Origin of the sequence: Vibrio sp. 10N.261.45.E2 (genome assembly GCF_002875705.1) — a bacterium.
In the GTDB taxonomy this organism is placed as follows: Bacteria; Pseudomonadota; Gammaproteobacteria; order Enterobacterales; family Vibrionaceae; genus Vibrio.
This window is the reverse complement of sequence record NZ_MCZZ01000113.1, coordinates 38,664-62,556: the sequence shown is the minus strand read 5'-3', so window position 1 is coordinate 62,556 and position 23,893 is coordinate 38,664. Positions and strand designations below refer to the sequence as shown.

The 23,893-nt window shown below is 45.3% G+C and carries 16 protein-coding genes; 7 read left to right on the top strand and 9 right to left on the bottom strand.

The annotated features are described in order from the left end of the window. The first annotated feature begins 111 nt into the window (after nt 1-111). Complete coding sequence (ispB, locus tag BCT34_RS09790; protein WP_076657016.1) at nt 112-1,083, top strand: octaprenyl diphosphate synthase; 972 nt, start codon at nt 112-114, stop codon at nt 1,081-1,083. 94 nt (nt 1,084-1,177) lie between these two features. Here the strand turns inward: ispB and BCT34_RS09785 are convergent, their stop codons facing one another. Both BCT34_RS09785 and mdh read right to left on the bottom strand, forming a co-directional pair. Further along, nucleotides 1,178-1,369 carry a hypothetical protein gene (locus tag BCT34_RS09785; protein ID WP_076657015.1) on the bottom strand — a complete coding sequence of 64 codons (192 nt, stop codon included), beginning with the start codon at nt 1,367-1,369 and terminating at the stop codon, nt 1,178-1,180. Between the two features lie 124 nt (nt 1,370-1,493). Beyond that, nucleotides 1,494-2,429 (bottom strand): malate dehydrogenase, encoded by a 936-nt coding sequence (gene mdh, locus BCT34_RS09780; protein ID WP_009847834.1) that lies wholly within the window; start codon nt 2,427-2,429, stop codon nt 1,494-1,496. A gap of 331 nt (nt 2,430-2,760) precedes the next feature. Here mdh and argR point away from each other — a divergent pair, with 331 nt between their 5' ends. The 4 genes from argR (at nt 2,761) to BCT34_RS09760 (ending at nt 7,922) form a co-directional block, all read left to right on the top strand. Then, nucleotides 2,761-3,231, top strand: coding sequence for a transcriptional regulator ArgR (gene argR / locus BCT34_RS09775; RefSeq protein ID WP_004740827.1), 471 nt, complete (start codon nt 2,761-2,763; stop codon nt 3,229-3,231). Between the two features lie 342 nt (nt 3,232-3,573). Then, complete coding sequence (locus tag BCT34_RS09770) at nt 3,574-4,542, top strand: TAXI family TRAP transporter solute-binding subunit (RefSeq protein WP_017061374.1); 969 nt, start codon at nt 3,574-3,576, stop codon at nt 4,540-4,542. A 255-nt stretch (nt 4,543-4,797) separates the two neighbouring features. After that, nucleotides 4,798-7,377 carry a TRAP transporter permease gene (locus tag BCT34_RS09765; protein WP_076657014.1) on the top strand — a complete coding sequence of 860 codons (2,580 nt, stop codon included), beginning with the start codon at nt 4,798-4,800 and terminating at the stop codon, nt 7,375-7,377. A 107-nt stretch (nt 7,378-7,484) separates the two neighbouring features. After that, nucleotides 7,485-7,922 carry a universal stress protein gene (locus BCT34_RS09760; RefSeq protein WP_076657013.1) on the top strand — a complete coding sequence of 146 codons (438 nt, stop codon included), beginning with the start codon at nt 7,485-7,487 and terminating at the stop codon, nt 7,920-7,922. An 85-nt stretch (nt 7,923-8,007) separates the two neighbouring features. Here the strand turns inward: BCT34_RS09760 and BCT34_RS09755 are convergent, their stop codons facing one another. Both BCT34_RS09755 and rluA read right to left on the bottom strand, forming a co-directional pair. Next, entirely contained in the window at nt 8,008-8,970 is a 963-nt protein-coding gene (locus BCT34_RS09755; protein WP_076657012.1) for a D-2-hydroxyacid dehydrogenase, read from the bottom strand. A gap of 34 nt (nt 8,971-9,004) precedes the next feature. Beyond that, a complete protein-coding gene (rluA, locus tag BCT34_RS09750) occupies nt 9,005-9,739 on the bottom strand; it encodes a bifunctional tRNA pseudouridine(32) synthase/23S rRNA pseudouridine(746) synthase RluA (protein WP_076657011.1) in 735 nt (244 codons plus the stop codon). Nucleotides 9,740-9,897: 158 nt separating this feature from the next. On the opposite strand from rluA, the gene BCT34_RS09745 reads away from it, so the two are divergent. Next, complete coding sequence (locus BCT34_RS09745) at nt 9,898-11,175, top strand: divalent metal cation transporter (RefSeq protein WP_076657010.1); 1,278 nt, start codon at nt 9,898-9,900, stop codon at nt 11,173-11,175. A 130-nt stretch (nt 11,176-11,305) separates the two neighbouring features. Here the strand turns inward: BCT34_RS09745 and rapA are convergent, their stop codons facing one another. After that, a complete protein-coding gene (gene rapA / locus BCT34_RS09740) occupies nt 11,306-14,215 on the bottom strand; it encodes an RNA polymerase-associated protein RapA (RefSeq protein WP_076657009.1) in 2,910 nt (969 codons plus the stop codon). 466 nt (nt 14,216-14,681) lie between these two features. Between rapA and BCT34_RS09735 the strand changes: the two genes are divergently transcribed. Then, the gene (locus BCT34_RS09735; RefSeq protein WP_076657008.1) at nt 14,682-16,061 is read left to right on the top strand and encodes a PhoH family protein; all 1,380 of its coding nucleotides are present in this window, start codon (nt 14,682-14,684) and stop codon (nt 16,059-16,061) included. A gap of 108 nt (nt 16,062-16,169) precedes the next feature. Here BCT34_RS09735 and tldD read toward each other — a convergent pair whose 3' ends face one another. The 4 genes from tldD to rng all read right to left on the bottom strand — a co-directional run bounded on the left by tldD (nt 16,170) and on the right by rng (nt 23,874). Beyond that, the gene (gene tldD / locus BCT34_RS09730; protein WP_076657007.1) at nt 16,170-17,615 is read right to left on the bottom strand and encodes a metalloprotease TldD; all 1,446 of its coding nucleotides are present in this window, start codon (nt 17,613-17,615) and stop codon (nt 16,170-16,172) included. Nucleotides 17,616-17,634: 19 nt separating this feature from the next. After that, entirely contained in the window at nt 17,635-18,447 is an 813-nt protein-coding gene (locus tag BCT34_RS09725; RefSeq protein WP_076657006.1) for a carbon-nitrogen hydrolase family protein, read from the bottom strand. Nucleotides 18,448-18,521: 74 nt separating this feature from the next. Beyond that, on the bottom strand, nt 18,522-22,394 hold the full coding sequence (locus BCT34_RS09720) for a YhdP family protein (RefSeq protein WP_076657005.1): 3,873 nt from the start codon (nt 22,392-22,394) through the stop codon (nt 18,522-18,524). 10 nt (nt 22,395-22,404) lie between these two features. Next, entirely contained in the window at nt 22,405-23,874 is a 1,470-nt protein-coding gene (rng, locus tag BCT34_RS09715; RefSeq protein ID WP_017061363.1) for a ribonuclease G, read from the bottom strand. Nucleotides 23,875-23,893: the final 19 nt, after the last annotated feature.

Genomic DNA, 23,893 nt, shown 5'->3' with positions numbered 1-23,893 from the left:
TGCGGCAATCATGCCCTTTAGCGATGTATTAATCAACGTTTTTTAGTGTATTATTCAACAATTAAATACAACGTATAAGCCTTACAGGGTCTAACTTCAGCCGGATGAACAATGGATTTTAAAGCTATCCAAACGCTTACTGCCAATGATATGGCAAAAGTGAATGAAACAATTCAAGCCCAACTTAATTCTGACGTAAGTTTAATCAACCAGCTTGGTTTTTATATCGTTAGCGGTGGTGGCAAACGCCTACGCCCTTTGCTTGCTCTTTTATCTGCTCGCGCACTTGGCTACCAAGGTGAAGCTCATATCACCTCTGCAGCCTTTATTGAGTTTATTCACACAGCTACCCTGCTTCATGATGATGTCGTTGACGAATCGGACATGAGACGCGGTAAAGCAACAGCCAATGCAGCTTTTGGTAACGCAGCTAGTGTTTTGGTGGGTGACTTTATCTACACTCGTTCATTCCAGATGATGACAACACTAGGATCTTTAAAGATCCTTGAATTGATGAGTGAAGCAGTAAACGTGATTGCCGAGGGTGAAGTTCAACAATTAATGAACTGCAATAACCCAGACACCACAGAAGAAAGCTACATGCAGGTGATCTACTCTAAGACCGCTCGCTTATTTGAAGCTGCAACACAAATCGGAGCTATTCTTAGCGAATCAACACCAGAAATCGAAACAGCAATGCAGAACTACGGTAAATACCTAGGCACCGCATTCCAACTGATTGATGATGTGATGGATTACACTGCTGATGGTAAAGAGATGGGTAAGAACGTTGGTGATGACCTAGCCGAAGGCAAACCAACTCTACCTCTACTTTACGCAATGCACAATGGCTCTCCTGAGCAAGCAAGCATGATTCGTGAAGCGATTGAAAAAGCGAATGGCATGGAACGTCTCGACGATATTATGGCCGTTATGAAAGAGACAGGCTCTTTAGAGTACACAACGAACAAAGCTTATGAAGAAGCGGATAAAGCCATTGCTGAGCTTTCTGTACTTCCTGACTCTGAGTATAAGCAGGCGCTAACCACACTTGCACACTTGGCTGTTAAACGCAGTAAGTAAGCGCGTTAATAGACAATTAGCTTCTATGTTAAAAACAAAAAAGAGCCTCAGGGCTCTTTTTTAGTTCTAGCGGCTGTTTGTAATAAAGCCCATTTCAATATCGACTTGCCTCTAATGATAACGGCAGTTGTGCTTCGATTTCTTCAAGCTCTTCCATTGGCACTGCGTATTGCTCATGCCCACTGTAAGTCTCAACTAAGGCATACTGCTCTTGTTCGTCAATGACCAATACTTTTCCTAAGCGCCCCAAATACTCGACATTCATACCCTTCTGCACAGTAGCCATAACATTTACCCTCAACTCAGTTTAGAGGCTAATACGAGTGGCTTGAATTCTAGGATCAAAAAAGCCGATCATAGTGACCGGCTCTTATTATCTAGCTTTTAGGCTCAGTTAAATAGTGTTTCGCTTATTTAGCGAATTCAACACCAATCTCAATGTCGCCATTTAGCGTTTCAAGCATGCTATCTAAAGCGTTGCGTTCGAAGTCACTCAGTTCACCGTAGCTAAGGATCGCTTCAGCGCCCTCTTTGCCTAGTTTCACTGGCTGTGCGAAGAATGGGGCGTGCTCACCTTCACCTTCAACGTATGCACATTCAATCACGTTCTCTTCACCTTGAAGCGCTTTCACTAGAGCAAGACCGAAACGACAAGCAGCTTGGCCCATAGACAGTGTCGCACTACCGCCGCCAGCTTTAGCTTCTACTACTTCCGTACCTGCATTTTGGATGCGAGTAGTTAGTGCTGCGATTTCTTCGTCAGTAAACTCTACGCCTTCAACTTGAGAAAGTAGAGGAAGAATTGTTACGCCTGAGTGACCGCCGATAACAGGAACACGGATGTCGCCTGGATCTTTGTCTTTTAGTTCAGCAACGAACGTTTCAGAACGAATGACATCAAGAGTCGTAATACCAAATAGACGACGCTTATCGTAAACGCCTGCTTTCTTCAGTACTTCAGCAGCGATTGGCACTGTTGTGTTTACTGGGTTAGTAATGATACCAACACAAGCAGTAGGACAAGTAACGGCGATTTTCTCTGCAAGAGACTTAACAATGCCAGCATTCACATTGAAAAGATCCGCACGATCCATACCAGGCTTACGAGCAACACCTGCAGAAATAAGTACCACATCCGCACCTTCTAGTGCTGGAGTTGGATCTTCGCCCGCGTAACCTTTGATCGAAACAGGCGTTGGGATATGGCTAAGATCGGCAGCAACACCCGGTGTAACCGGTGCAATATCGTAAAGTGCAAGATCTGAACCAGCAGGTAGGCGGTTCTTAAGTAGTAGGGCTAGGGCTTGACCGATGCCACCAGCGGCACCAATAACAGCTACTTTCATTGTTATTCTCCTTGAGAGCTTTCTCTTATAGATTCTTTGTAGGGTAATTCTTGAGCTAATCTAAGTTAAAAAACTATATTAATCACAAAGTGATTACAATCAATTAACGCTAGCTTTGCGACTTCGCGCAAGTCAATAAAACCGTGCTACACAGCAAGTTCGCATTATGGCGATAATCGACTGAAATAACAAAATAAGTCGTCGCAAATAACACATTATTCTATTAAATATTTACAGTGATATGACTAACAAATTACCGGGATATTTTGGCTAAAATTGAATATGTATGCGAGAATATGCAAACATCTTTGTTAATGAATAAGAATGACATATGCGCAATACAGAAAAGCAAGACAACTTAGTTCGTGCATTTAAAGCCCTACTAAAAGAAGAACGTTTTGGCTCACAAGGCGAAATTGTGGATGCCCTGAAACACGAAGGTTTTGAGAGCATCAACCAGTCTAAAGTCTCGCGTATGTTAACCAAGTTTGGTGCCGTTCGAACTCGCAACGCAAAAATGGAGATGGTTTACTGTCTTCCTGCTGAACTTGGTGTTCCGACAGTTTCTAGCTCTTTACGAGAGTTAGTACTAGATATTGACCACAACAACGCATTAGTTGTGATACACACAGGCCCTGGTGCGGCACAGTTGATTGCTCGTTTATTAGACTCACTAGGTAAGTCGGAAGGCATACTGGGTGTAGTCGCAGGTGATGATACGATCTTCATTACTCCAACGTTATCAGTTACGACTAAGCAACTGTTTGATTCAGTGTGCGAACTGTTTGAATACGCAGGATAATTGATCGCTGTTTCATAACTATCAGCCCTACTAATGGATCGCGAACATCTATTCGCTTCGTGATCCAAATCACATCCTAGAATATCCATACCTCTCTCCTAAAACCACACTAAACCATTGATTTTAAAAAACTCAGTAGCGAATTAAACACGAGATCCAGACATCATTTGTTAGATTTTTTAGCTATATGTTTTAACATTCGAGTAATTTTCTGCCAATTTTTGATATTATTCAGACACTTTTTCATCACATGGATTGAAAAAGGTGCCGTTTCCAAATAGGAAACTCCAGAAGCAACTACACTTGTTTCAGGGTTAATAATGAATAAAGGAAGGGAAATTCATGGCATTTACCAAACTTATTAAAGTTGGTGCTATTGCAGCTGCTGTAATGGGCGCTGGCGCTGTTAACGCTCAAGAGTTCATCACAATTGGTACTGGTTCAGTTACGGGTGTTTACTACCCAACTGGTGGTGCAATTTGTAAGCTAGTGAACAAGGGCCGCAAAGACCACAACATTCGTTGTTCTGTAGAGTCTACTGGTGGTTCAATCTACAACGTTAATACCATCCGTGCTGGTGAACTAGATTTCGGTGTTGTTCAATCGGACTGGCAATACCACGGCTACAACGGTACAAGTAAGTTCAAAGATCAGGGCGAATACAAGAAACTTCGCGCTATGTTCTCTCTACATACAGAACCGTTCAACATCATCGCTCGTACCGATGCTGGCATCAACAATGTTTCTGACCTAGCTGGTAAGCGTGTAAACATTGGTAACCCAGGCTCTGGTGACCGTGCAACGATGGGTGTTGTAATGGACGCGATGGGCTGGACTAACGACAGCTTCAAGCTTGCTTCTGAACTTAAAGGTTCTGAGCGTTCACAAGCACTTTGTGATAACAAGATTGATGCATTCATCTACATGGTTGGTCACCCGAACGGATCAATCAAAGAAGCAACAACATCTTGTGATGCAAAACTGGTTTCAGCAACAGGTCCACAGATCGACAAGATTGTAGCTGAAAACCCATACTACGCTTACAGCACAGTTCCTGCTGGTATGTACCGTGGTACTGACGCAGACGTAAACAGCTTCGGTGTAGCTGCAACTATGGTAACCACTTCAGACGTTTCTGAAGAAGTGGCATACAACGTTGCTAAGGCAGTATTTGAAAACTTTGACACTTTCAAACGTCTACACCCAGCATTTGCTAACCTGAAAAAAGAAGACATGGTTAAAGCGGGTATCTCTATCCCTCTTCACCCAGGCGCAGCAAAATACTACAAAGAAGTGGGCCTTCTAAAGTAACTCTACTTTAAGCCTACGGCACCAATAAGGAGGCTAGCCCTCCTTATTGGCTTTTCACGTTTTATAAAAATAACTTAAGTGAAAAGAACAACCCTTTAAGTTTCTCCAAGTTGGAGGACTTACCTTCGTATCAAGCCTAAGACAAAGACGAACAAAGAACGCATTTCCCTATCCATTCACTACACTAGATAGGAAATAAATAACGTTTGGTTGTTCGTAAGAAAAGGCAGACCATCAATAATAAGGATAAAGTACATGACGCAGACAACATCACCGTCTCCAGATGTGCAAGAAATGGTGGCACAATCAGATACTGGTGCGCGTAGCCCTCGTGGTATCCAAGGCCGTATTTTATGGTTTGTGCCTCTATGTTGGTCACTGTTCCAACTTTGGTATGCATCTCCGCTGCCGTTCATTTTTAACTTCGCAATTTTAAACGACACTGAAGCTCGAGCAATTCACCTTACGTTTGCTATTTTCCTAGCCTTTACCGCTTATCCAGCCATGAAGAACTCGCCTCGGGATCGCATCCCAGCAGTCGACTGGATATTAGCGCTGGTAGGTAGTTTTTCAGCTTCTTATATCTATATTTTCTACACAGAACTTGCCGGTCGTTCGGGCGCACCAACAACATTCGATATTGTTGCTGCGGTATTTGGCATGGTTTTACTGCTTGAAGCAACACGACGCGCTTTAGGTCCACCTCTTATGGTTGTGGCGGCAGTATTCCTACTTTACACCTTTGGCGGTCCACACATGCCAGACGTTATTGCCCATAAAGGTGCGAGCCTGAACAAGGCAATGTCTCACCTGTGGTTAACAACAGAAGGTGTATTCGGTGTAGCTCTTGGCGTATCAACGTCATTCGTATTCTTGTTCGTACTATTTGGTGCAATGCTAGAACGTGCAGGCGCAGGTGCTTACTTCATCAAAGTTGCATTCTCTCTGCTTGGCCACATGAAAGGCGGCCCAGCGAAAGCTGCCGTTGTTGCTTCTGGCCTATCAGGTTTAGTATCTGGTTCATCTATCGCTAACGTAGTAACCACAGGTACTTTTACTATCCCGCTAATGAAGCGCGTTGGTTTCCCGGGCACAAAAGCAGGTGCTGTAGAAGTAGCTGCTTCAACTAACGGCCAATTAACACCACCTATCATGGGTGCTGCAGCATTCTTGATGGTTGAGTATGTGGGCATCTCATATGTAGAAGTAATCAAGGCGGCGCTACTGCCCGCTCTGATCTCTTACATCGCGCTGATTTACATTGTTCACTTAGAAGCATGTAAAGCTGGCATGACTGGTCTACCTCGCCGTCACACACCAACTATCGTGCAAAGCCTTCTGTCTTTCACTGGCACCATTTTAGGTCTTTGTGTCATCAGTGCCGCGGTATACTACGGCGTGGGTTGGACGAAAGATGTCTTTGGTGCAGCAGCAACACCAATTGTAACTGTGGCGCTATTAATCGCTTACGTCGCTCTTGTTCGAGTTTCTGCAAAATACGCCGCTGAAGGTGGCATGGAAATCGATGCGGACCTAAAAGAAGTTCCGGATCCAGGCCCGACGATTAAATCTGGTTTGCACTTCCTACTGCCTATCGTAGTGCTAGTTTGGTGTTTAACGGTTGAACGTTTCTCTCCAGGTCTATCTGCATTCTGGGCAACCGTGTTCATGATCTTCATTTTGATCACTCAGCGCCCTTTGATGACTCTGATGAACAAATCTGACGATCTTGCAGAGCAAACTAAAGCTGGTTTCGTTGACCTAGCAGAGAGCTTGGTTTCAGGCGCACGTAACATGATTGGTATCGGTGTAGCGACAGCTGCTGCAGGTACGGTTGTTGGCGTGGTAACTCTGACCGGTATCGGTCTTGTGATGACTGATTTCGTTGAGTTCATCTCAGGCGGTAGCATCATTCTTATGCTGCTATTTACTGCGGTAATCAGCTTAATCTTGGGTATGGGCTTACCAACCACAGCAAACTACATCGTTGTATCAACGCTGATGGCTCCGGTAATCGTAACCCTAGGTGCAGCGCACGGTCTTATCATCCCACTGATTGCGGTGCACTTGTTCGTGTTCTACTTCGGTATTCTCGCGGATGACACACCTCCGGTAGGTCTGGCAGCATTTGCAGCAGCCGCGATTGCGAAATCCGATCCGATTCGAACCGGTATCCAAGGTTTTACCTACGATATACGAACCGCGATCTTGCCGTTCATGTTTATCTTCAATACCCAACTACTGTTAATGGGCATTGATTCTTGGTGGCACTTAGCGCTGACTATCTTCTCTTCTGTTACTGCGGTACTTATCTTTGCAGCAGCAACTCAAGGTTGGTGGTTTACCAAGAACAAGTGGTGGGAAACGGTGCTGTTAATCGTTCTGACCTTCTCTTTCTTCCGCCCAGGTTACTGGTGGGACATGATTTATCCAGAGAAAGTTCTTTCACCTGGAGTTGAGATCGCTCAAATCACAGAAAATCTATCTGTGGGACAATCACTTGAATTAAGAGTAGGCGGTGAAAACTTAGAAGGTAACTATTCTGAGAAAACAGTTCGCCTTCCATTTGAAGATTCTGCAACAACAAGTGAAGACCGCATTGCTTCAATGGGCCTAATGCTGACACAAACTGACGACAAGATGATTGTTGATATGGTTGAGTTCGGTAGCCCTGCAGAAGCAGCTGGCATTGACTTTGATTGGGAAATTAAATCCGTTATCCAAGATGCAGATCGACCAATGAAAGAGTGGGTATTCTTACCTGCCCTACTGATTTTGATTGGTTTAGCGATGAACCAAAGAAGGCGTGCTCGTAAGGATGAGATTAGCGCGTAATGGATAGAGCCAAGTAGCGCTCTACTCTATTTGGCTTTTTTACTACATGGAAAAGATAATTACAGCGTTTGGTATGTACTAAGCGCTGCTCAAAAAGAGACGAATACATGTATAGACAAATCCTTGTTCCCGTTGATCTTAACGACAAAGGCTTTTCTGATAAAGCAGTCGAACTAGCGGTATGGCACGCGAAACACAGCAATGCTGAAGTCCACATTCTAAACGTACTACCTGGCATTCACATGTCGATGGTGGCGTCTTACTTCCCGAAAGATGCTGCGAACCAAATGAAGCTAGATGTTAAGAATCAGCTGAAAGAGTTCGCCGATAAACACATCGACGATGAAGTGGTTTACAAAGTTCATGTTGCAGAGGGCAAAACCTACGCGACGATTCTCGACTATGCAGAAAAGCTTGGCGCAGACCTAATCGTGATGCCTAGCCATAAGCGTTCGAAAATCGACAAAGTGGTACTGGGTTCTGTTGCGAGCAAAGTAGTACAGAACTCACCAATCAATGTATTGGTGGTTAAGCCGCAAGGTTAAGTCATTCAATCGACACACAATCTAAAAAGGTTGGTCTAACAGCCAACCTTTTTTTGTTTTTAACTCACGCCACTTAACTAATCATTTAACTGACTAAGTTTTGCGGATGACCAGCAATAAAGCCATCAATGTTATCGATTAAGATATCAGACAGCTTTTGAATTGAACTGTCACTGCCCCATGCCACATGTGGTGTAAGCAGTAAGTTTGGTAAATGGCTGTTAGCCAATAGTGGATTCGAGTTATCAGCCGGCTCTTGAGTAAACACATCCATGCCCGCTCCAGCGATTTGATTGTTCTTCAAAGCACCAACTAAAGCCTCTTCATCCACTAACCCACCGCGCCCAGCATTGATTAACACTGCACCTGGTTTCATCATCGCGAGTTCTCGTTCTGAAATCAGATTTAGAGTCGCTTCGGTTAATGGACAATGTAAGCTGATCGTATCCGCTTGCTTTAAAACAGTTTCAAAAGGCAGATACCCTTCTCGACAAGAGTCAGACCCTTTACGTTCTGCAAAGATGACCTTCATACCAATCGCTTTAGCTAATATCGCTGTTGCTTGTCCTAAGCTGCCACTGCCGATTAAACCCAATGTGCTGCCCGCTACATCTTGAATCGGATGAGTAAAGAAACAGAACTGCTTATCCTTCTGCCACTCTCCCGCTTCAATATCTTGGTGATAACCCACGAGGTTTCGCTTTAACGTAAACAGCATTGCAATAACATGTTCAGGTACCGACTGAGTCGCATAGCCTTGTACGTTAGTCACTTCGATATTGTTGCCCTTGCAGTAGTCGACATCGACATTGTTGACACCAGTCGCTGACACAGCGATCAGCTTAAGTTGATGTGCTTGAGCTAAATTGTCAGCGTTGAGCACAACCTTATTGGTGATCACGACATCCGCTCCCACAACGCGCTCAGCAACGAGCTCTGGAGCTGTAAAGTCATACTCAACCCATTCATGTTCAAAGCTGAGAGGTTTTAAATGGATTTGAGATGGGATGGTGGCTCTGTCGAGAAAGACCACTTTCAACTTCGGCATTGTACGTCCTTGAATTGATATTGATGGCATCATTCTAAGCTTTTAGCTTGCTGTAGTCTGGAAGCTCTGGCGCAATTTCAAAGTGCTGTTCTATTTGTGGCAATGCTTGAGGATAAAATTCGCATGGCACGAAGGCTTTGAATAACTGATTATTCGCTGGATGATAAAAACTCAACTCACACGCATGCAGAGCCAATCTATCGCTACAGTTAAATGCATCTGACGTCGCATAAAACTCATCTCCAACGATTGGATTCCCTAGTTCCATGCAGTGAACACGCAACTGATGAGAGCGTCCCGTGATAGGCAGTAGCTTCAATAAAGTCGTTTGTTGCTCCTCTTGCTCGACCACATAGCGAGTCTGAGATGATTTACCATCCTCGAAACACACTTTCTGCTTCGGCCTATTTGGCCAGTCACAAATAAGAGGAAGGTCAATCAAGCCTTCTTTCTCTTCAACTGAACCCCATACTCGCGCGTAATAGAGCTTGTGAGTCAAGCGATATTGGAACTGCTTCTTCAAATGACGTTCTGCCTGCTTATGCTTAGCCAACAACATCAAGCCTGAGGTCGACATGTCCAAACGGTGAACAACCTGAATCTCCGGAAATTCCTCCACCAAACGACTCCACATGCTGTCGTAATGTTCTGGCAACCTGCCCGGTACTGAAAGTAGACCCGCAGGCTTGTTCACCACAAAAATATCGTCATCTTGATAAACGATATCGATCCAAGGTTCACGTGGTGGTGTGTACTGTTCTAACGCCATTGAAGCCTCTTAACTACTGATGAATAAATAATTTTCGGTTGATTTGTTTATTATTAAATACAATTTCAAACATTTTTGTACATAAAAGTTGACGACTTTACAAAACATGGTATTGATAGGGTAACGGATAATAAGAAGTCAGCATCAAAGGAAAAATGATGGAAAGTACGGTTAAAAACACTAATACAAAAACACCAACCTCAGCTCCCCTATCAAGTTTAATTAAGTCTCTTGGCCCAGGTATTATGATGGCCGCAGCAGCGGTAGGTGGCTCTCATTTAGTAGCCTCAACCAAAGCTGGTGCAATTTATGGTTGGCAGCTAGCCGCGCTTATTATCCTCGTAAACATATTTAAGTACCCATTCTTCAGAGCCGGTATCCAATATACATTAGGAACAGGTCAAAGCCTGGTTGAGGGTTACTCTAACCTAGGCCGTCCATACCTTGTGATCTTTTCGATCTTGAGTGCTATTTCTGCGGTCGTGAATACCGCTGCTTTGTTGTTATTCAGTGCAAGCCTACTGAGTTACTTCATTCCTTTCGATTTAGCGACCAGCACATTGTGTATGATCGTGTTGGCGACCTGTTTGATCATTCTATTTGCTGGCCACTATCGTGCGCTTGATACGTTATCCAAAGCGATCATGGCGATCCTGACCATCACAACCTTAGCTGCAGTTGCGATTGCGATAGGTTCTCCAGTCGAACCTGACGCCGCTTTTGTTCCACCATCACCTTGGTCTTTGGCTGCTATTGGCTTTATCGTGGTAACCATGGGGTGGATGCCTGCACCTATCGAGATCTCAAGCATCACCTCTATGTGGCTAAAAAGCCAAAAAGAGAAACAAGAAGTGACTGCTCAATCAGCACTGTTCGATTTCAATGTCGGCTACATTGGTACTGCACTGCTTGCTTTAGTATTCGTTGCGCTAGGGGCGTTAGTGCTTCACGGTTCAGGTGTTGAACTGTCTCGCTCTGGTGTTGGCTTCACTCATCAATTGGTCGGTATCTACGCTTCTACAATTGGTGAATGGTCTCGTCCATTAATAGCTCTTATCGCTTTCTTCTGTATCTTTGGTAGCACGATTACGGTTATCGATGGCTACTCACGTGTGCTTGCTGAATCACAACGTCTATTATTCAAAAAAGACTCGCGCCCAAGAATGCTGCAAGGTTGGATAATCATTGTCTCTATCGCGGCATTGGCGATTGTGATGTTCTTTAGCGCAGCACTGATGCCAATGTTGGATTTTGCGATGGTGCTAGCCTTTGCGACTACGCCATTCTTCGCGCTGCTTAACTTCATCTTAGTGAACAAAGCTAAGCTTCCAAAAGCTCTAGCTATCGGCAGCAAGCTAAAATGGTTGTCTGTCGCAGGCCTTATTTACCTATTTGGTTTCTTAGCGATATTTGTTTGGTGGAAGTGGTTGATGTAATCCCTCAGCCAAAACATCTCTCATCAACTAATACATATTTCAACAACCGATACAGTTTTCAAATGCTAGATAACAATAAGGCCTTCATGATGAAGGCCTTATTTCGTTGAAGCATTTCGCTAATTCAAAACTAGTTGTGAGAAACCACAATCAAGCGTAATGAATCGAGTTGAACCTGAGCTTTGCTGATGTAACCTGTCAGTTCATTGATTTGAGCTTCGATAACTTCTAGCTCTTCATCACGAATGTTAGGGTTTACGGCTTTAAGTGCTTGTAGACGCTCTAATTCGCCGTTCAGGTTAGTTTGCATGTCTCGTTGAGCTTGTTCTCGCACTTCTTCCACTTTAGGAAGTACGTGCGTCTCACCCGCTTCAATTAGCTTGTGGATCTCGCCTTGCACCGAGTTCACTAGCTTGCTCGCTAAGTGACGGTTTACAGGGCTTAGCTGACGGTTAAAGCTATCAAACTCAACCTGAGCAGATAGATCGTTACCGCGGCCATCCATCATCAAACGAATTGGTGTCTTAGGTAAGAACTGGCTGATACCGCTGCGCTTCGGCGCTTGCGCATCCACAAGGTAAACCAGCTCAAGCAGAATAGTACCCACAGGCAGCGCTTTGTTTTTCAATAGCGATACCGCTGATGCACCCACACCTTCACTCAATAGCAGATCAATACCGCCCTGAATCATTGGGTGTTCCCAGCTAATGAAGTTCATGTCTTCACGAGAAAGTGCGGTATCACGGTCGAACGTGATAGTCGCACCTTCGTAAGGTAAGCCTGGGTAGCTTGGTACCATCATGTGCTCAGACGGGGTTACAACGAGAGCATTTTCACCCTTGTCGTCCTGGTTTAAACCAATCGTGTCGAACAGGCTCAGTGCAAACGTCACTAGGTTAGTATCGCCGTCAGTCGACGCGATCTTTTCTGCAATCTCATGCGCTTTGTCGCCGCCGTTTGAGTGCATCTCTAATAGGCGATCACGGCCTTTTTCTAGATCTGATTTCAGGCTTTGGTTTAGCTTGGCAGACTCTTCAATCACTTCATCAAGTTGCTCTGTGTTACCAGAAGCCAGCATCTCAATAAGAACATCTGAGTACTTATCGTAAACCGTGCGACCCGTTGGGCACGTCTCTGCAAATGCGTTCAGACCTTCATCGAACCAACGCGCAAGAATCGCCTGTGATGTGCCTTTTAGGTAAGGAACATGAATGTCGATATCACGCAGCTGACCAATACGGTCCAAACGACCAATACGTTGCTCAAGCAAATCTGGGTTGAACGGCAGATCAAACATCACTAACTGGTTTGCGAACTGGAAGTTACGACCTTCAGAGCCGATCTCACTACAGATAAGAACCTGAGCCCCCCCCTCTTCTTGAGCGAAGTAAGCCGCCGCTTTATCACGCTCTAGAATCGACATGCCTTCATGGAATACAGTTGCACGTACACCTTCACGCTCACGCAATGCTTGCTCTAGTTGAAGAGCAGTACTTGCACGAGAGGCGATCACTAGAATCTTTTCGCTGCGCTTGTCTTGGATCTTTTCAATCAGCCAGTTAACACGTGAATCGAACTGCCACCAGCTTGAATCTTCACCTTCAAACTCTTGGAAGATCTCTTCTGGGTACAGCATCTTCATTGCACGAGCTTCAGGAGCCATCTTGCCGCCGATCATGCCCGAGACACGCATCGAGGTGGTGTACTGCGTTGGAATATCCATCGGCAGTAGGTTTACATTTCGCTTAGGGAAGCCTTTGATTGCAGCACGTGTGTTTCTAAATAGAACACGGCCAGTGCCATGGCGATCCATAAGGTTATCAATCAATTCTTGGCGAGCTAGTGCTTGCTCTTCTTCGCTGCTATCACCTTCGATAACACGAAACAGAGGCTCAACGTCTTGCTCAGAAAGCAGCTCAGTAATCTGGTTCTTCGCACTGTTTTCAAGCTTCACACCCGAGAACAGAGCCGTTACGGCATCAGCAACTGGTGCGTACTGATCTTCTTCTTCAACGAATGCTTCGTAATCGTAGAAACGATCAGGATCCAGAAGACGCAGACGTGCAAAGTGACTCTCGCGACCAAGCTGTTCAGGAGTTGCTGTTAGTAGTAGTACGCCAGAAGTATTTTCAGCTAAGCCTTCAACCACTTGGTATTCACGGCTTGGTTTGTCTTGGCTCCACTCAAGGTGGTGCGCTTCATCGACAACCAACAGATCCCACTCGCCTTCAAGTGCTTGCTCATAGCGCTTGCGGCTCTTACGTAGGAAATCCAAAGAACATAGAACATATTGCTGGGTATCAAACGGGTTGTCTGATTCAGCAAAAGCTTCAATACAACGCTCTTCATCAAAGATAGAGAAGTGCAGGTTGAAACGGCGCATCATCTCAACTAACCATTGGTGTTGTAGAGTTTCAGGAACCACAATCAGAATACGTTCTGCACGGCCAGACAATACTTGTTGGTGAATGATCATGCCTGCTTCAATGGTTTTACCTAAGCCAACTTCATCGGCCAGTAAAACGCGTGGAGCGTGACGACGACCCACTTCATGAGCGATGTACAGTTGGTGAGGAATTAAGCCAGCACGCATACCACACAAGCCACGCATTGGGCTCTTGTGCTGTTGGTATTGATTGCTTAGCGCACGGTAACGCAACACAAAGTTATCCATACGGTCGATTTGACCTGCGTACAGTTTGTCTTGTGGTTTGTTAAAGCGGATCTGGTTGCTTAAGAAGATTTCACGCAGAGTAACTTCTGTTTCTTGAGTATCTTCACGAGTACCCAAGTAAGTCAGTAGCCCTTTGTCTTCGATAACTTCTTCAACAGACAGAGACCAACCTTCTTGGCATTCAATGACATCGCCTACATTAAACGTTACTCGGGTTACGGGAGCATCAGTACGTGCATACACACGGTTCTCTTCTGACGCTGCAAACATTAGTGTCACTGTGCGAGCATCCATTGCTACAACGGTACCTAAACCTAAATCGCTCTCCGTATCGCTTATCCAGCGTTGCCCCAAAGCAAATGTCATGAATCGACTACCTCAATCTTATAGTTGGAATTTGGTCTTCTTAACTGCAATTTCAAACAAGAACGTTCTCGCTCCTGAACTAAAAATATAGCCAAAAATGCCTAGTTTGCAGCCACTTTTTAAGTGCGCTCTCAATAATAAATATCTCGAGAAAATGGTGCAGAAAAAGGTCGCTAATCTTACTCGATGCTGTGATTTAGGTCACGCCTAAAGGAGATGATTTGATGCTTTTTTTCTGTTTTCGCCAATGCAATCAAACTGTCAAAAACTCATGGTTAATCTATAGATAGCAGATTGCTGCTCTCAAACGAATGCGCCATATTCACTCGCAACAATATGGTGCTGTTCCTCGAGATGAAGTTTAGGTGGGTAGTTGACTATCACCAGAATCAGATACTAATCTTTAAGTGAGCTTTATCTACGTTCAATGAATGCAAAGCAAGCCGCACGTCGGCAAGGAGATGCTATGGGCGAGACCAACCGGAAGCTATTTGTTTTAGACACCAATATCCTACTTCACGAACCCTTCGCTATATTTTCTTTCCAAGAGCACGATGTCGTTATCCCCATGACAGTGCTAGAAGAACTCGACAGAATCAAAGACAGTAAAAGAGACGTTGCTCGAGATGCGAGAATTGCGATTCGAACGCTCGAAGACCTGTTCAGAGAAGCCACACCAGACCAAATATCGGAAGGTATTCCTTTTTCTAAAGACATCAACGCATCTGGCAGTATTTCAATACTCGCTGACTACGAACTTCAAGAAAGCATCAAAGCCTTCGCCGATGACAAGGCAGGTGATAACCGAATCCTCAACGCAGTCCTCTATCTTCAAAACAAACGCGCTCCACGCGAAGTGGTTCTTATCACCAAAGACATCAACATGCGCTTGCGAGCAAAGGGCGCAGGTGTTCGCTTTGTTGAAGATTACCAAACCGACCAACTCATTGATGACATCCAATACCTCACCAAAGGCTTTCAACAACTGGAAGGTTCATTTTGGGACGGTATCGATAACGTAGAAAGCAAAAACCTAGGCGGAAAGACATTACATACTCTAGCAAGAGCGCCTTTCGAGCCAACCTTCCTCAACCAATATGTGATTGATGAAGAAAGTGACTTTGCTGCGCGAGTTGAGGAGATAGAACCTGAAAGCATTACACTGAGAGACCTCAGCCGCGAAAGACTAATGAATCGCAGGGCATGGGACATCACACCAAAGAATGTCTATCAAGGTATGGCAATCGATGCGCTGCTCGACCCTGATATTGATCTTGTGATTCTCACCGGCGCGGCAGGTAGTGGTAAGACACTGTTAGCCATGGCTGCAGCACTCGAACAAACCATTGAGCGTAAACAGTTCGACAAGATCATCGTAACCCGAAACACACCTGATATTGGTGAGTCGATTGGTTTCCTCCCAGGTACCGAAGAAGAGAAGATGTTACCTTGGTTAGCCGCGGTAACCGATACTCTGGAAGCGCTGCACAAGAATGACCACTGCACCGAAGGGTCGATGAAGTACATCTGTGATAAAGCCAATATCCAGTTCAAATCGATTAACTTCATGCGTGGCCGCTCAATCCAGAATGCGTTTGTACTGCTCGATGAGTGTCAAAACCTGACCGCTTCGCAAATAAAAACCATCATCACCCGTTGTGGTGAAGGTACGAAGATCGTCTGCTCAGGAAACCTAGCGCAGATAGATTCTTCTTACTTAACCCCTGTAACCTCTGGCTTAACCTACATGGTCGAGCGTTTTAAAAACTTCGAAGGCAGTGCCAACATCCACCTCAATGGTGTGGTGCGTAGCCGACTGGCTGAGTTTGCCGAAGAGAACATGTAATAGTTTTTTTGCTCTTACTAATCATTCACCCAAAAAACAAAAAGCGCCTCACATTGGAGGCGCTTTCAATTCAATAATTTGAAGTAAGTTAGCAGAGGTTCGTCTGAATTACTCAGTACCACCAACGGTTAGCGAATCTAGTTTCAATGTTGGTTGACCAACACCTACTGGCACGCTTTGACCAGCCTTACCACACACACCCACACCACGGTCAATGCTTAGGTCGTTACCGACCATAGACACTTGCTGCATCGCTTCAATACCAGAACCGATTAGCGTTGCCCCCTTCACTGGGTGAGTGATCTTACCGTTTTCAATCATATACGCTTCAGAAGCCGAGAATACAAACTTACCAGAAGTAATATCAACCTGACCGCCACCGAAGTTCGGTGCGTAGATGCCTTTCTCAACCGTTGCAATGATCTCTTCAGGTGTGTGCTCACCCGGTAGCATGTAGGTGTTCGTCATACGTGGCATAGGAAGATGCGCGTAAGACTCACGACGACCGTTACCAGTCGGAGCTACCCCCATTAAACGAGCATTCAGCTTGTCTTGCATGTAACCTTTCAGGATGCCGTTTTCGATTAACGTATTGTACTGACCGTTAACACCTTCATCATCCACGTTCAATGAACCACGAAGATCAGTCAATGTACCGTCATCGACAATCGTACATAGGCTTGAAGTAACTTGTTCGCCAACTTTTCCCGAGAATACTGACGACTCTTTACGGTTGAAATCACCTTCTAAACCGTGACCTACCGCTTCATGCAGCAGAACGCCCGGCCAACCAGAACCAAGAACGACAGGCATTGCACCAGCAGGGGCAGCAACCGCTTCAAGGTTAACAAGGGCTTGGCGAATCGCTTCATCAGCAAATTGGTAAGCAACCTGGGTGCCTTTGTCATCGCTTAGGAAGAAATCGTAACCAAAACGACCACCGCCACCAGCGCTACCACGCTCACGACGATCACCTTTTTGAGCCAGTACGCTAATAGACAAGCGAACCAGCGGACGAATATCGCCAGCGTAGGTGCCATCTGTCGCGGCAATCAGCATCTGCTCATGCACACCACTTAGGCTTACCGATACTTCAGTAACCATTGGCTCTTTAGTGCGAATGTAAGCATCCAATGATTTTAGTAATTCTGTTTTCTGCTGCTTTTCCCAGCTCGCTAGCGGGTTAACTGCATCATAGTAAGCTTGGTTAGAGTTGCGTTTGAAAGCGTGAACCTTGCCGTTTTGACCTTGCTTAGCGATACCGCGAGCTGCAATTGCACTCTGCTTAAGACCGTCTAATTGGATTTGGTCAGAATAAGCAAAACCGGTTTTTTCACCCGATACTGCACGAACGCCAACACCACAATCGATATTGAAAGAGCCGTCTTTAATAATGCTATCTTCTAGCACTAGAGATTCGTGCCAGCTTGACTGAAAGTAGATATCAGCATAATCAATTTGGCGGGTAGCAATGCTCGCCAATGTATCTGCGATATTTTGCTCCGTAAGCCCTGTTGGGTTCAGTAGCGCTTCTTCAATTTGATTAATGCTCATAAATGGCTCTTGTTTGTAATTAAAATTGATTGGTAAATCGAGAATGTTGCGTGATTGGCATATTTTGCCTAATTGACTCGCAACTGGATGTGTCTATCTCAACCACCATACTTTTAGGCTCTTGGTCTAACTGTGCGACCACTCGTCCCCATGGATCAACCACCATTGAGTGTCCCCATGTTTCTCTTTGGCAAGGGTGTTTTCCACCTTGCCCTACCGCGACAATCCACGACTGTGTTTCAATCGCGCGGCATCTTAACAGTGCTTCCCAATGCGCTTGGCCCGTTACCGCGGTAAAAGCCGCAGGCACCACAATGATTTGTGCACCCTGTTTACGTAACTCTGAATACAGGTGCGGAAAGCGCACATCATAACAAATACTCAAACCTAAGCGACCAAAAGGCGTTTCCGTTGTCACAACTTGGTTGCCCGGAGTGAAAATATCCGACTCTCGGTAGCACTTATGGGCATCAGCAACATCCACATCAAACATGTGTAGCTTGTCGTAGTGAGCCACTAGGCAACCAAAATCATCAACCACCAAGGTTGTAGTAGTCACGCCTTGAGTTGTGCTTATTGGCATACTACCAATGACAATCCAAATTCGGTGGAGCTTTGCTAGCTCAGAGATTTTCTTTTGCAGTGGGCCATCATTTAAAGGCTCAGCATACCGGTGATAGTCAGCTTTACTGCCAAAAACTAATGCATTTTCAGGGCACACAACCCACCTAGCTCCCAACTCTTTGCACTTTGCTACTTCGTGAGCAAGATACTCAAAATTCAACTCAGGGCTAGGACCAGATGTCATTTGAATCAACCCAACACAATCCATGTGTATCGCTCCTCCATTCATTATGATTCAGAAATCAGCATTTCACCGTATATTAACTGACTAAATACTAAGGCCTATTCGGCTAACTTTCTCAGTTTATCTGGTAGCTGGAATTCGCCAGAGCTACGAGATAGCTCACTCACCGTTGGTGAATCTAGTGGCCCTTTCACCGAGTAATTAACTTGGGTAAAGACCTCAACCACTGGCGAAATAACCGTGGTCACCGCCAATACGTACAGCGCCGTTTGAGGGGTTACCGCGAAGGCCGTTAATACTGGAATACCCGAGGTAATATCTGGGGTAAAGTTCACTTCTGCATCAACCTGACGAGTATTGAGGTTTGCGATGCCTTTGATCTTCATCTCACCGGCGACCGCATCCATATTCAGATCATTGGTCAGGAAGATACCATTTTGGATCTCGCCCGTTCCGGTGATGCTATTGAACGCCATGCCTTTATCAAACACATCCGAGAAATCGAGCTGCATCTTACGGATGATCGAATCAAGGCTAAACAGACCAAGCAATCGAGCCGCACCACTCACATCCGAGATAATTCCTTTACCAAACTTGGTTTTAACGTTGCCATCAAGGGTATCCATTTTGATCCCCCAAGGCGAGCCATCCCAATTCAGTTGACCTTCCAACGCAAATGGCGCTTTTTGAATCCCTGAAGTGATACCGAAGCGCTCCATGAGTTCACTGTTGTTTTCACCTTCAACATCAACAGTTAGCGATGAATGACTCTTGTCGCCGTCCAGTTCCCACCAGCCGCTTACATCCGCTTTATTGCCGCCGCTTCGAACCTGAATCTTGTTCCACTCAATACGATCTTCGTTCCTAGTCATTTCGACATCGACCTTACCAACCTTATAGCCTTGAAGCCAAAAGTCGTTCAGAGTCAGTGTCAAGTTTGGCATCGCATCGTGGATCTCTCTATCCAACTTAGAGATCAATGGCGCTTCTTGCGCTTTACGCTGTAGCAGTTGCTCTTGGTTTGTCTTGTCGCTCCACTCAGGAACAAACAAATGCAGGCGATCCAGTGAAACCGTCAAATCGTAAGGTGGCAGGTAGTTAATATCCCCTTCCAGCTCTTGGCTAGAAACTTCCATTTGCCAAGCTTGTTTGTTCTTACGGGCGCTAAAATCGACATCATTCCAAGAAATACCACCAAGAATCAGCTCTTTACTTTCGAAAGTAACACGACTTGGCGCCGGAATGGTTGGTGTGTTCATTTGGCTCAGAACAGCGGTTGATGGCTGCACAGGTTCCATAATCACCGAAAGCCAATCATCAGCATTGAATTTGTCGGTACGAATCAGAGCATGATGACCAACCACAGGGCTAATTTTGTAGCCACCACGACCAAGTACTAAGTTAGTCGCCGTCAATTCAGGTACATCGCCCGTGATATCAATTTCTGCTTGATACTTAGTATTCGGAAGCTGTAGACGTGCAGTAATGGTTTCTTGGTTACCCGATGCTTGTAGCCTTGCCGACCCACTTTCTAATGACTTCTTCGCTAATGGGTATGGGTAATCACTCGCGAGATATTTTAGATCAGACTGCAAATCAAGTTGGTAGGTAAAACCGATATCATTCAGTTGGATATCAATCTGACTTTGCCATTGCGCATGACCAGACAGACGACTTAGCCATTGTTCACCGATGTAAGGTTCTAGAGGTTTTACATCCCAATCGCCCAAGACATCAATATCGACCGCGTAGCCAGGACCATCATTCTGTCCCTTGAAATCAACCGAGATACCTTGTTTAAGCAAGTCGGCGGCCAAACCATTTGCCGTCACCACATCATTATCAAACTCAATACGACCTGTGGTGTTTTCCAGCACCATTGGCGGCGCCTCAATCTCAACATGGTTACCGCTTAGGTCGGCGTAACCCCATGCTCTTGCGTCTTTATCAGAATCAAACGGAATATTTAACTGAAACTCAGAAGAGACATCACCACTTACTTGAAGAGCAGTTAGTGCAGCACCAACGGAATCAACCAATGGTGAAGCGGTCATATAATCTCGAACTGCATTACCAGACGCTGTTGCCTTAGCTTCGATCTCAATATGGCCGCCTTCTCCTAGATAAGGAATACGCCCAGTAATTCGATCTGCGGTCACATCCATCAGTTGCGCAGAGCGAGAATCCAGATGCATCGCATCGTTCTCAAATAACAGATCGAGCTGAAGATCAGTAATCAGTGGCCACGCAGTATCAAAGCTGAACTTCGCATCTTCTAATCCAACCCAAACTTGGAAAATACCATCATGATTGGTGTATGGGTATTGAGCCAATTCACCATGCCATAACAGTTTTACTGTATCCGCTTTACCCGCTTGAATCGCCGTTGAAAGGTAGTCGGTAAGGTCTTGTCCAAGAGCCAACGTTGGTAGGTAGCGCCATGTTTCGCCCACGTTGTAAGCGTCTGCTTCGCCGTAAAAGGATAAGAATGGGCTCTCATCCTTTGGAAAATCTAAGCGAAATGCACCGAGTACTTGTAAATCTGGGGTTGCTGCAGTGATTTTGTCCGACCAAAGCTTCCAGCCGTTTTCATCTTGCTGCCAAACAATGTCAACCTGACCTTGTTTGATATTCAAAGGGGCTTGGAAGACATCACCATAAGGGAACACGTCATCAATAACGTGTAAGCTGGCTTTCGCTTCTGATGCAGAGCCAAACACACTGCCTGACACTTGGCTAAAGCCTGGAACTAAATCCCATTGCTCAATAGCTAGGTCTGAAAAACTGGCCGAGTAGCGTAAACTCTCGATGTCTGAATCCATCGACACTCGAATATCAGAAACCGAACCACCAGGAGACAATAAATTGATCATCTTGGTTGATTGTGCAGAGTCGGGCAGCAACTTGATCAACGGAGTTATGGTTGTAATATCCAACTCAGAAACGTTGAGTTGCCACGGACCTTGATTCCACTTAAACGCGACATCGAGTTCAGGCCAAGGTGTGTCATCAGTTCTTAGGTTTAGTGAGTGACCATTTACTTGCCAACCATCATCAATCGGAGACAACTTAAAGACACCGGACTCAAGCATTAAGTCGTGCTCGCCATCTTCGTTCCACGTCAATTCTGATGGCAAAACCTCAACATAAGCACTCACAGGCTTGCTATTTCTTAGCGTGAGCCAGCTATTTAAGCTGACAGTCCCGGTTTCAATCCCCGATTCAGCCTGCATATAATGCGTAAGCCATGGCTTAACCGAAATACTGTCGGCACTGACATAAAACTCACCAGTCACATCAGTCAGTGACCCACCATCAATAAAGTTAGCACTCACTGACAGAGAATTTAGATTGGCATCTTTGATACTCACCACGCCTTCAGCAAGGTGGTGTTTATCTGAGTTTTGCCATTTTAAGGTTTCTATATCGAGCTGACGTTCTTCGCCCGAAACAGAGTGATAAAGAATAGAAGAATCTTTTGCCGTGACATCGACGAGTGTTTTTAGCAGTAAATTATCAAGCTCTTGCATCGCTCGTTGGGAAGAGCCAGAATCTTTAGGCTCATCTTTGCTATTTTGCCCAGCAAACAAGTCAATAGAGCGGATATCAAGATACATTTGATTCATGACCAGATCAGCCACAACCGGACGCATCTCAACAAGCGATTGAACTAAGTCAAACTCGACTTCAACACGCTCAACAGAGAACGACACATCTTCTGCATTAGGAAGGCTAGCTTTTACGCCTTGTAGAGCAATAGAGGGGTGAGTGTTACGCCAAAAACCGCCCACGTCTTGAATCGAAAACTCAAAACCGGAATGTTGGTTTACCCAAAGCTCAATTTCAGATTGATACTTGTTTAAATTGGGTAAGGCTACACGCAGTGTAGTAACGGCAATGGCTAGCGTTACTAAGAGAGTAACCACTAACCATAAACATGCACGTAGAATCAGAGTAACGCTTGAGCTCACAAAATTTCCATTACATCATAACAACATCAAACTGCTCTTGTATGTACAGAGGCTCAGCCTGGATTTTAACTTGCTTACCAATAAAGACTTCAAGCTCCGCAAGCGCATGAGATTCATCGCCCTCTAACGCCTCAGCGACGGCAGCTGCCGCATAGACCACAAATTTATCAGCGTCGTACGCACGATTAACTCGCGTGATCTCTCGAAGAATTTCATAACAAACGGTTTCTACTGTCTTCACACTGCCACGGCCTTCACAAGCAGGGCAGCTCGAACACAGGATATGCTCAATACTTTCACGAGTACGTTTACGGGTCATCTCAACCAAACCCAGTTGTGTGAAGCCATTAATATTGGTTTTCACACGATCTTTGTCGAGCGCTGCCTCTAAAGAAGTGAGCACTCGCTTACGATGCTCTTCAGATAGCATATCAATAAAGTCGATAATGATGATGCCACCTAAATTACGCAAACGCAGTTGGCGAGCAATCGCTTGAGTCGCTTCGACGTTGGTGTTGAAAATCGTCTCTTCTAGATTACGGCGACCAACAAACGCACCAGTATTGATATCAACCGTGGTCATCGCTTCCGTTTGGTCGATAATCAGATACCCACCCGACTTTAATTCGACTTTACGATCCAATGAACGCTGAATTTCGTTCTCGGTATCGTACATATCAAAGATAGGCTTATCACCTTCATACAGCTCAAGCTTGTCTGTAAGCTCTGGCACGTATTCAGAGGTAAACTCTTTTAGGTTTTCATACTCTAGACGAGAATCGACCTGAATCTTACTCAGTTCAGTACCGACAAAGTCACGTAAGATACGTTGGCTTAGGCAGAGCTCACCATACAAGCGAGTACGAGCTTTATGTTTTCCACGACGCTCTAATACTTTTAGCCACAGTCGCTTCAAGAATGCGGCATCCTGTGCCAACTCATTTGAGTCTGCACCTTCTGCTGCGGTACGAATGATGAAGCCACCGTGTTCGTCACAGTAACGAGACACGACTTTTTTAAGACGGTTACGTTCAGACTCGCTATCGATTCGTTGGGAGACGCCGACATGACTTGCGCCCGGCATAAATACCAAATAACGAGACGGTAGAGTGATATCCGTGGTTAGGCGGGCACCTTTAGTACCCAGAGGATCTTTGACCACTTGCACCACAATATCTTGCCCTTGGCGAACAAGCTCTGAAATGTCACGAACCTGAAATTGCTTCTTTTCGTTTTCAGCGACACATTCAGTGTGTGGAACAATATCAGAGGCGTGTAAAAAAGCTGCTTTCTCAAGGCCTATATCCACAAAAGCCGCCTGCATTCCAGGAAGAACACGGCTTACACGTCCTTTATAGATATTTCCTACGATACCGCGTCGAGCATCTCGTTCGACATGGATCTCTTGAAGAGCTCCCCCTTCAATCATGGCCACACGAGTTTCACTCGGGGTCACGTTCAGCAACAATTCAGCACTCATGGTGCACCTCAGATTAGTA

Bases quoted from the DNA above. Each gene is read 5' to 3' on its own strand.
- ispB (WP_076657016.1), top strand. From the start codon at position 112: ATGGATTTTAAAGCTATCCAAACGCTTACTGCCAATGATATGGCAAAA.
- BCT34_RS09785 (WP_076657015.1), bottom strand. From the start codon at position 1,369: ATGGCTACTGTGCAGAAGGGTATGAATGTCGAGTATTTGGGGCGCTTA.
- mdh (WP_009847834.1), bottom strand. From the start codon at position 2,429: ATGAAAGTAGCTGTTATTGGTGCCGCTGGTGGCATCGGTCAAGCCCTA.
- argR (WP_004740827.1), top strand. From the start codon at position 2,761: ATGCGCAATACAGAAAAGCAAGACAACTTAGTTCGTGCATTTAAAGCC.
- BCT34_RS09770 (WP_017061374.1), top strand. From the start codon at position 3,574: ATGGCATTTACCAAACTTATTAAAGTTGGTGCTATTGCAGCTGCTGTA.
- BCT34_RS09765 (WP_076657014.1), top strand. From the start codon at position 4,798: ATGACGCAGACAACATCACCGTCTCCAGATGTGCAAGAAATGGTGGCA.
- BCT34_RS09760 (WP_076657013.1), top strand. From the start codon at position 7,485: ATGTATAGACAAATCCTTGTTCCCGTTGATCTTAACGACAAAGGCTTT.
- BCT34_RS09755 (WP_076657012.1), bottom strand. From the start codon at position 8,970: ATGCCGAAGTTGAAAGTGGTCTTTCTCGACAGAGCCACCATCCCATCT.
- rluA (WP_076657011.1), bottom strand. From the start codon at position 9,739: ATGGCGTTAGAACAGTACACACCACCACGTGAACCTTGGATCGATATC.
- BCT34_RS09745 (WP_076657010.1), top strand. From the start codon at position 9,898: ATGGAAAGTACGGTTAAAAACACTAATACAAAAACACCAACCTCAGCT.
- rapA (WP_076657009.1), bottom strand. From the start codon at position 14,215: ATGACATTTGCTTTGGGGCAACGCTGGATAAGCGATACGGAGAGCGAT.
- BCT34_RS09735 (WP_076657008.1), top strand. From the start codon at position 14,682: ATGGGCGAGACCAACCGGAAGCTATTTGTTTTAGACACCAATATCCTA.
- tldD (WP_076657007.1), bottom strand. From the start codon at position 17,615: ATGAGCATTAATCAAATTGAAGAAGCGCTACTGAACCCAACAGGGCTT.
- BCT34_RS09725 (WP_076657006.1), bottom strand. From the start codon at position 18,447: ATGGATTGTGTTGGGTTGATTCAAATGACATCTGGTCCTAGCCCTGAG.
- rng (WP_017061363.1), bottom strand. From the start codon at position 23,874: ATGAGTGCTGAATTGTTGCTGAACGTGACCCCGAGTGAAACTCGTGTG.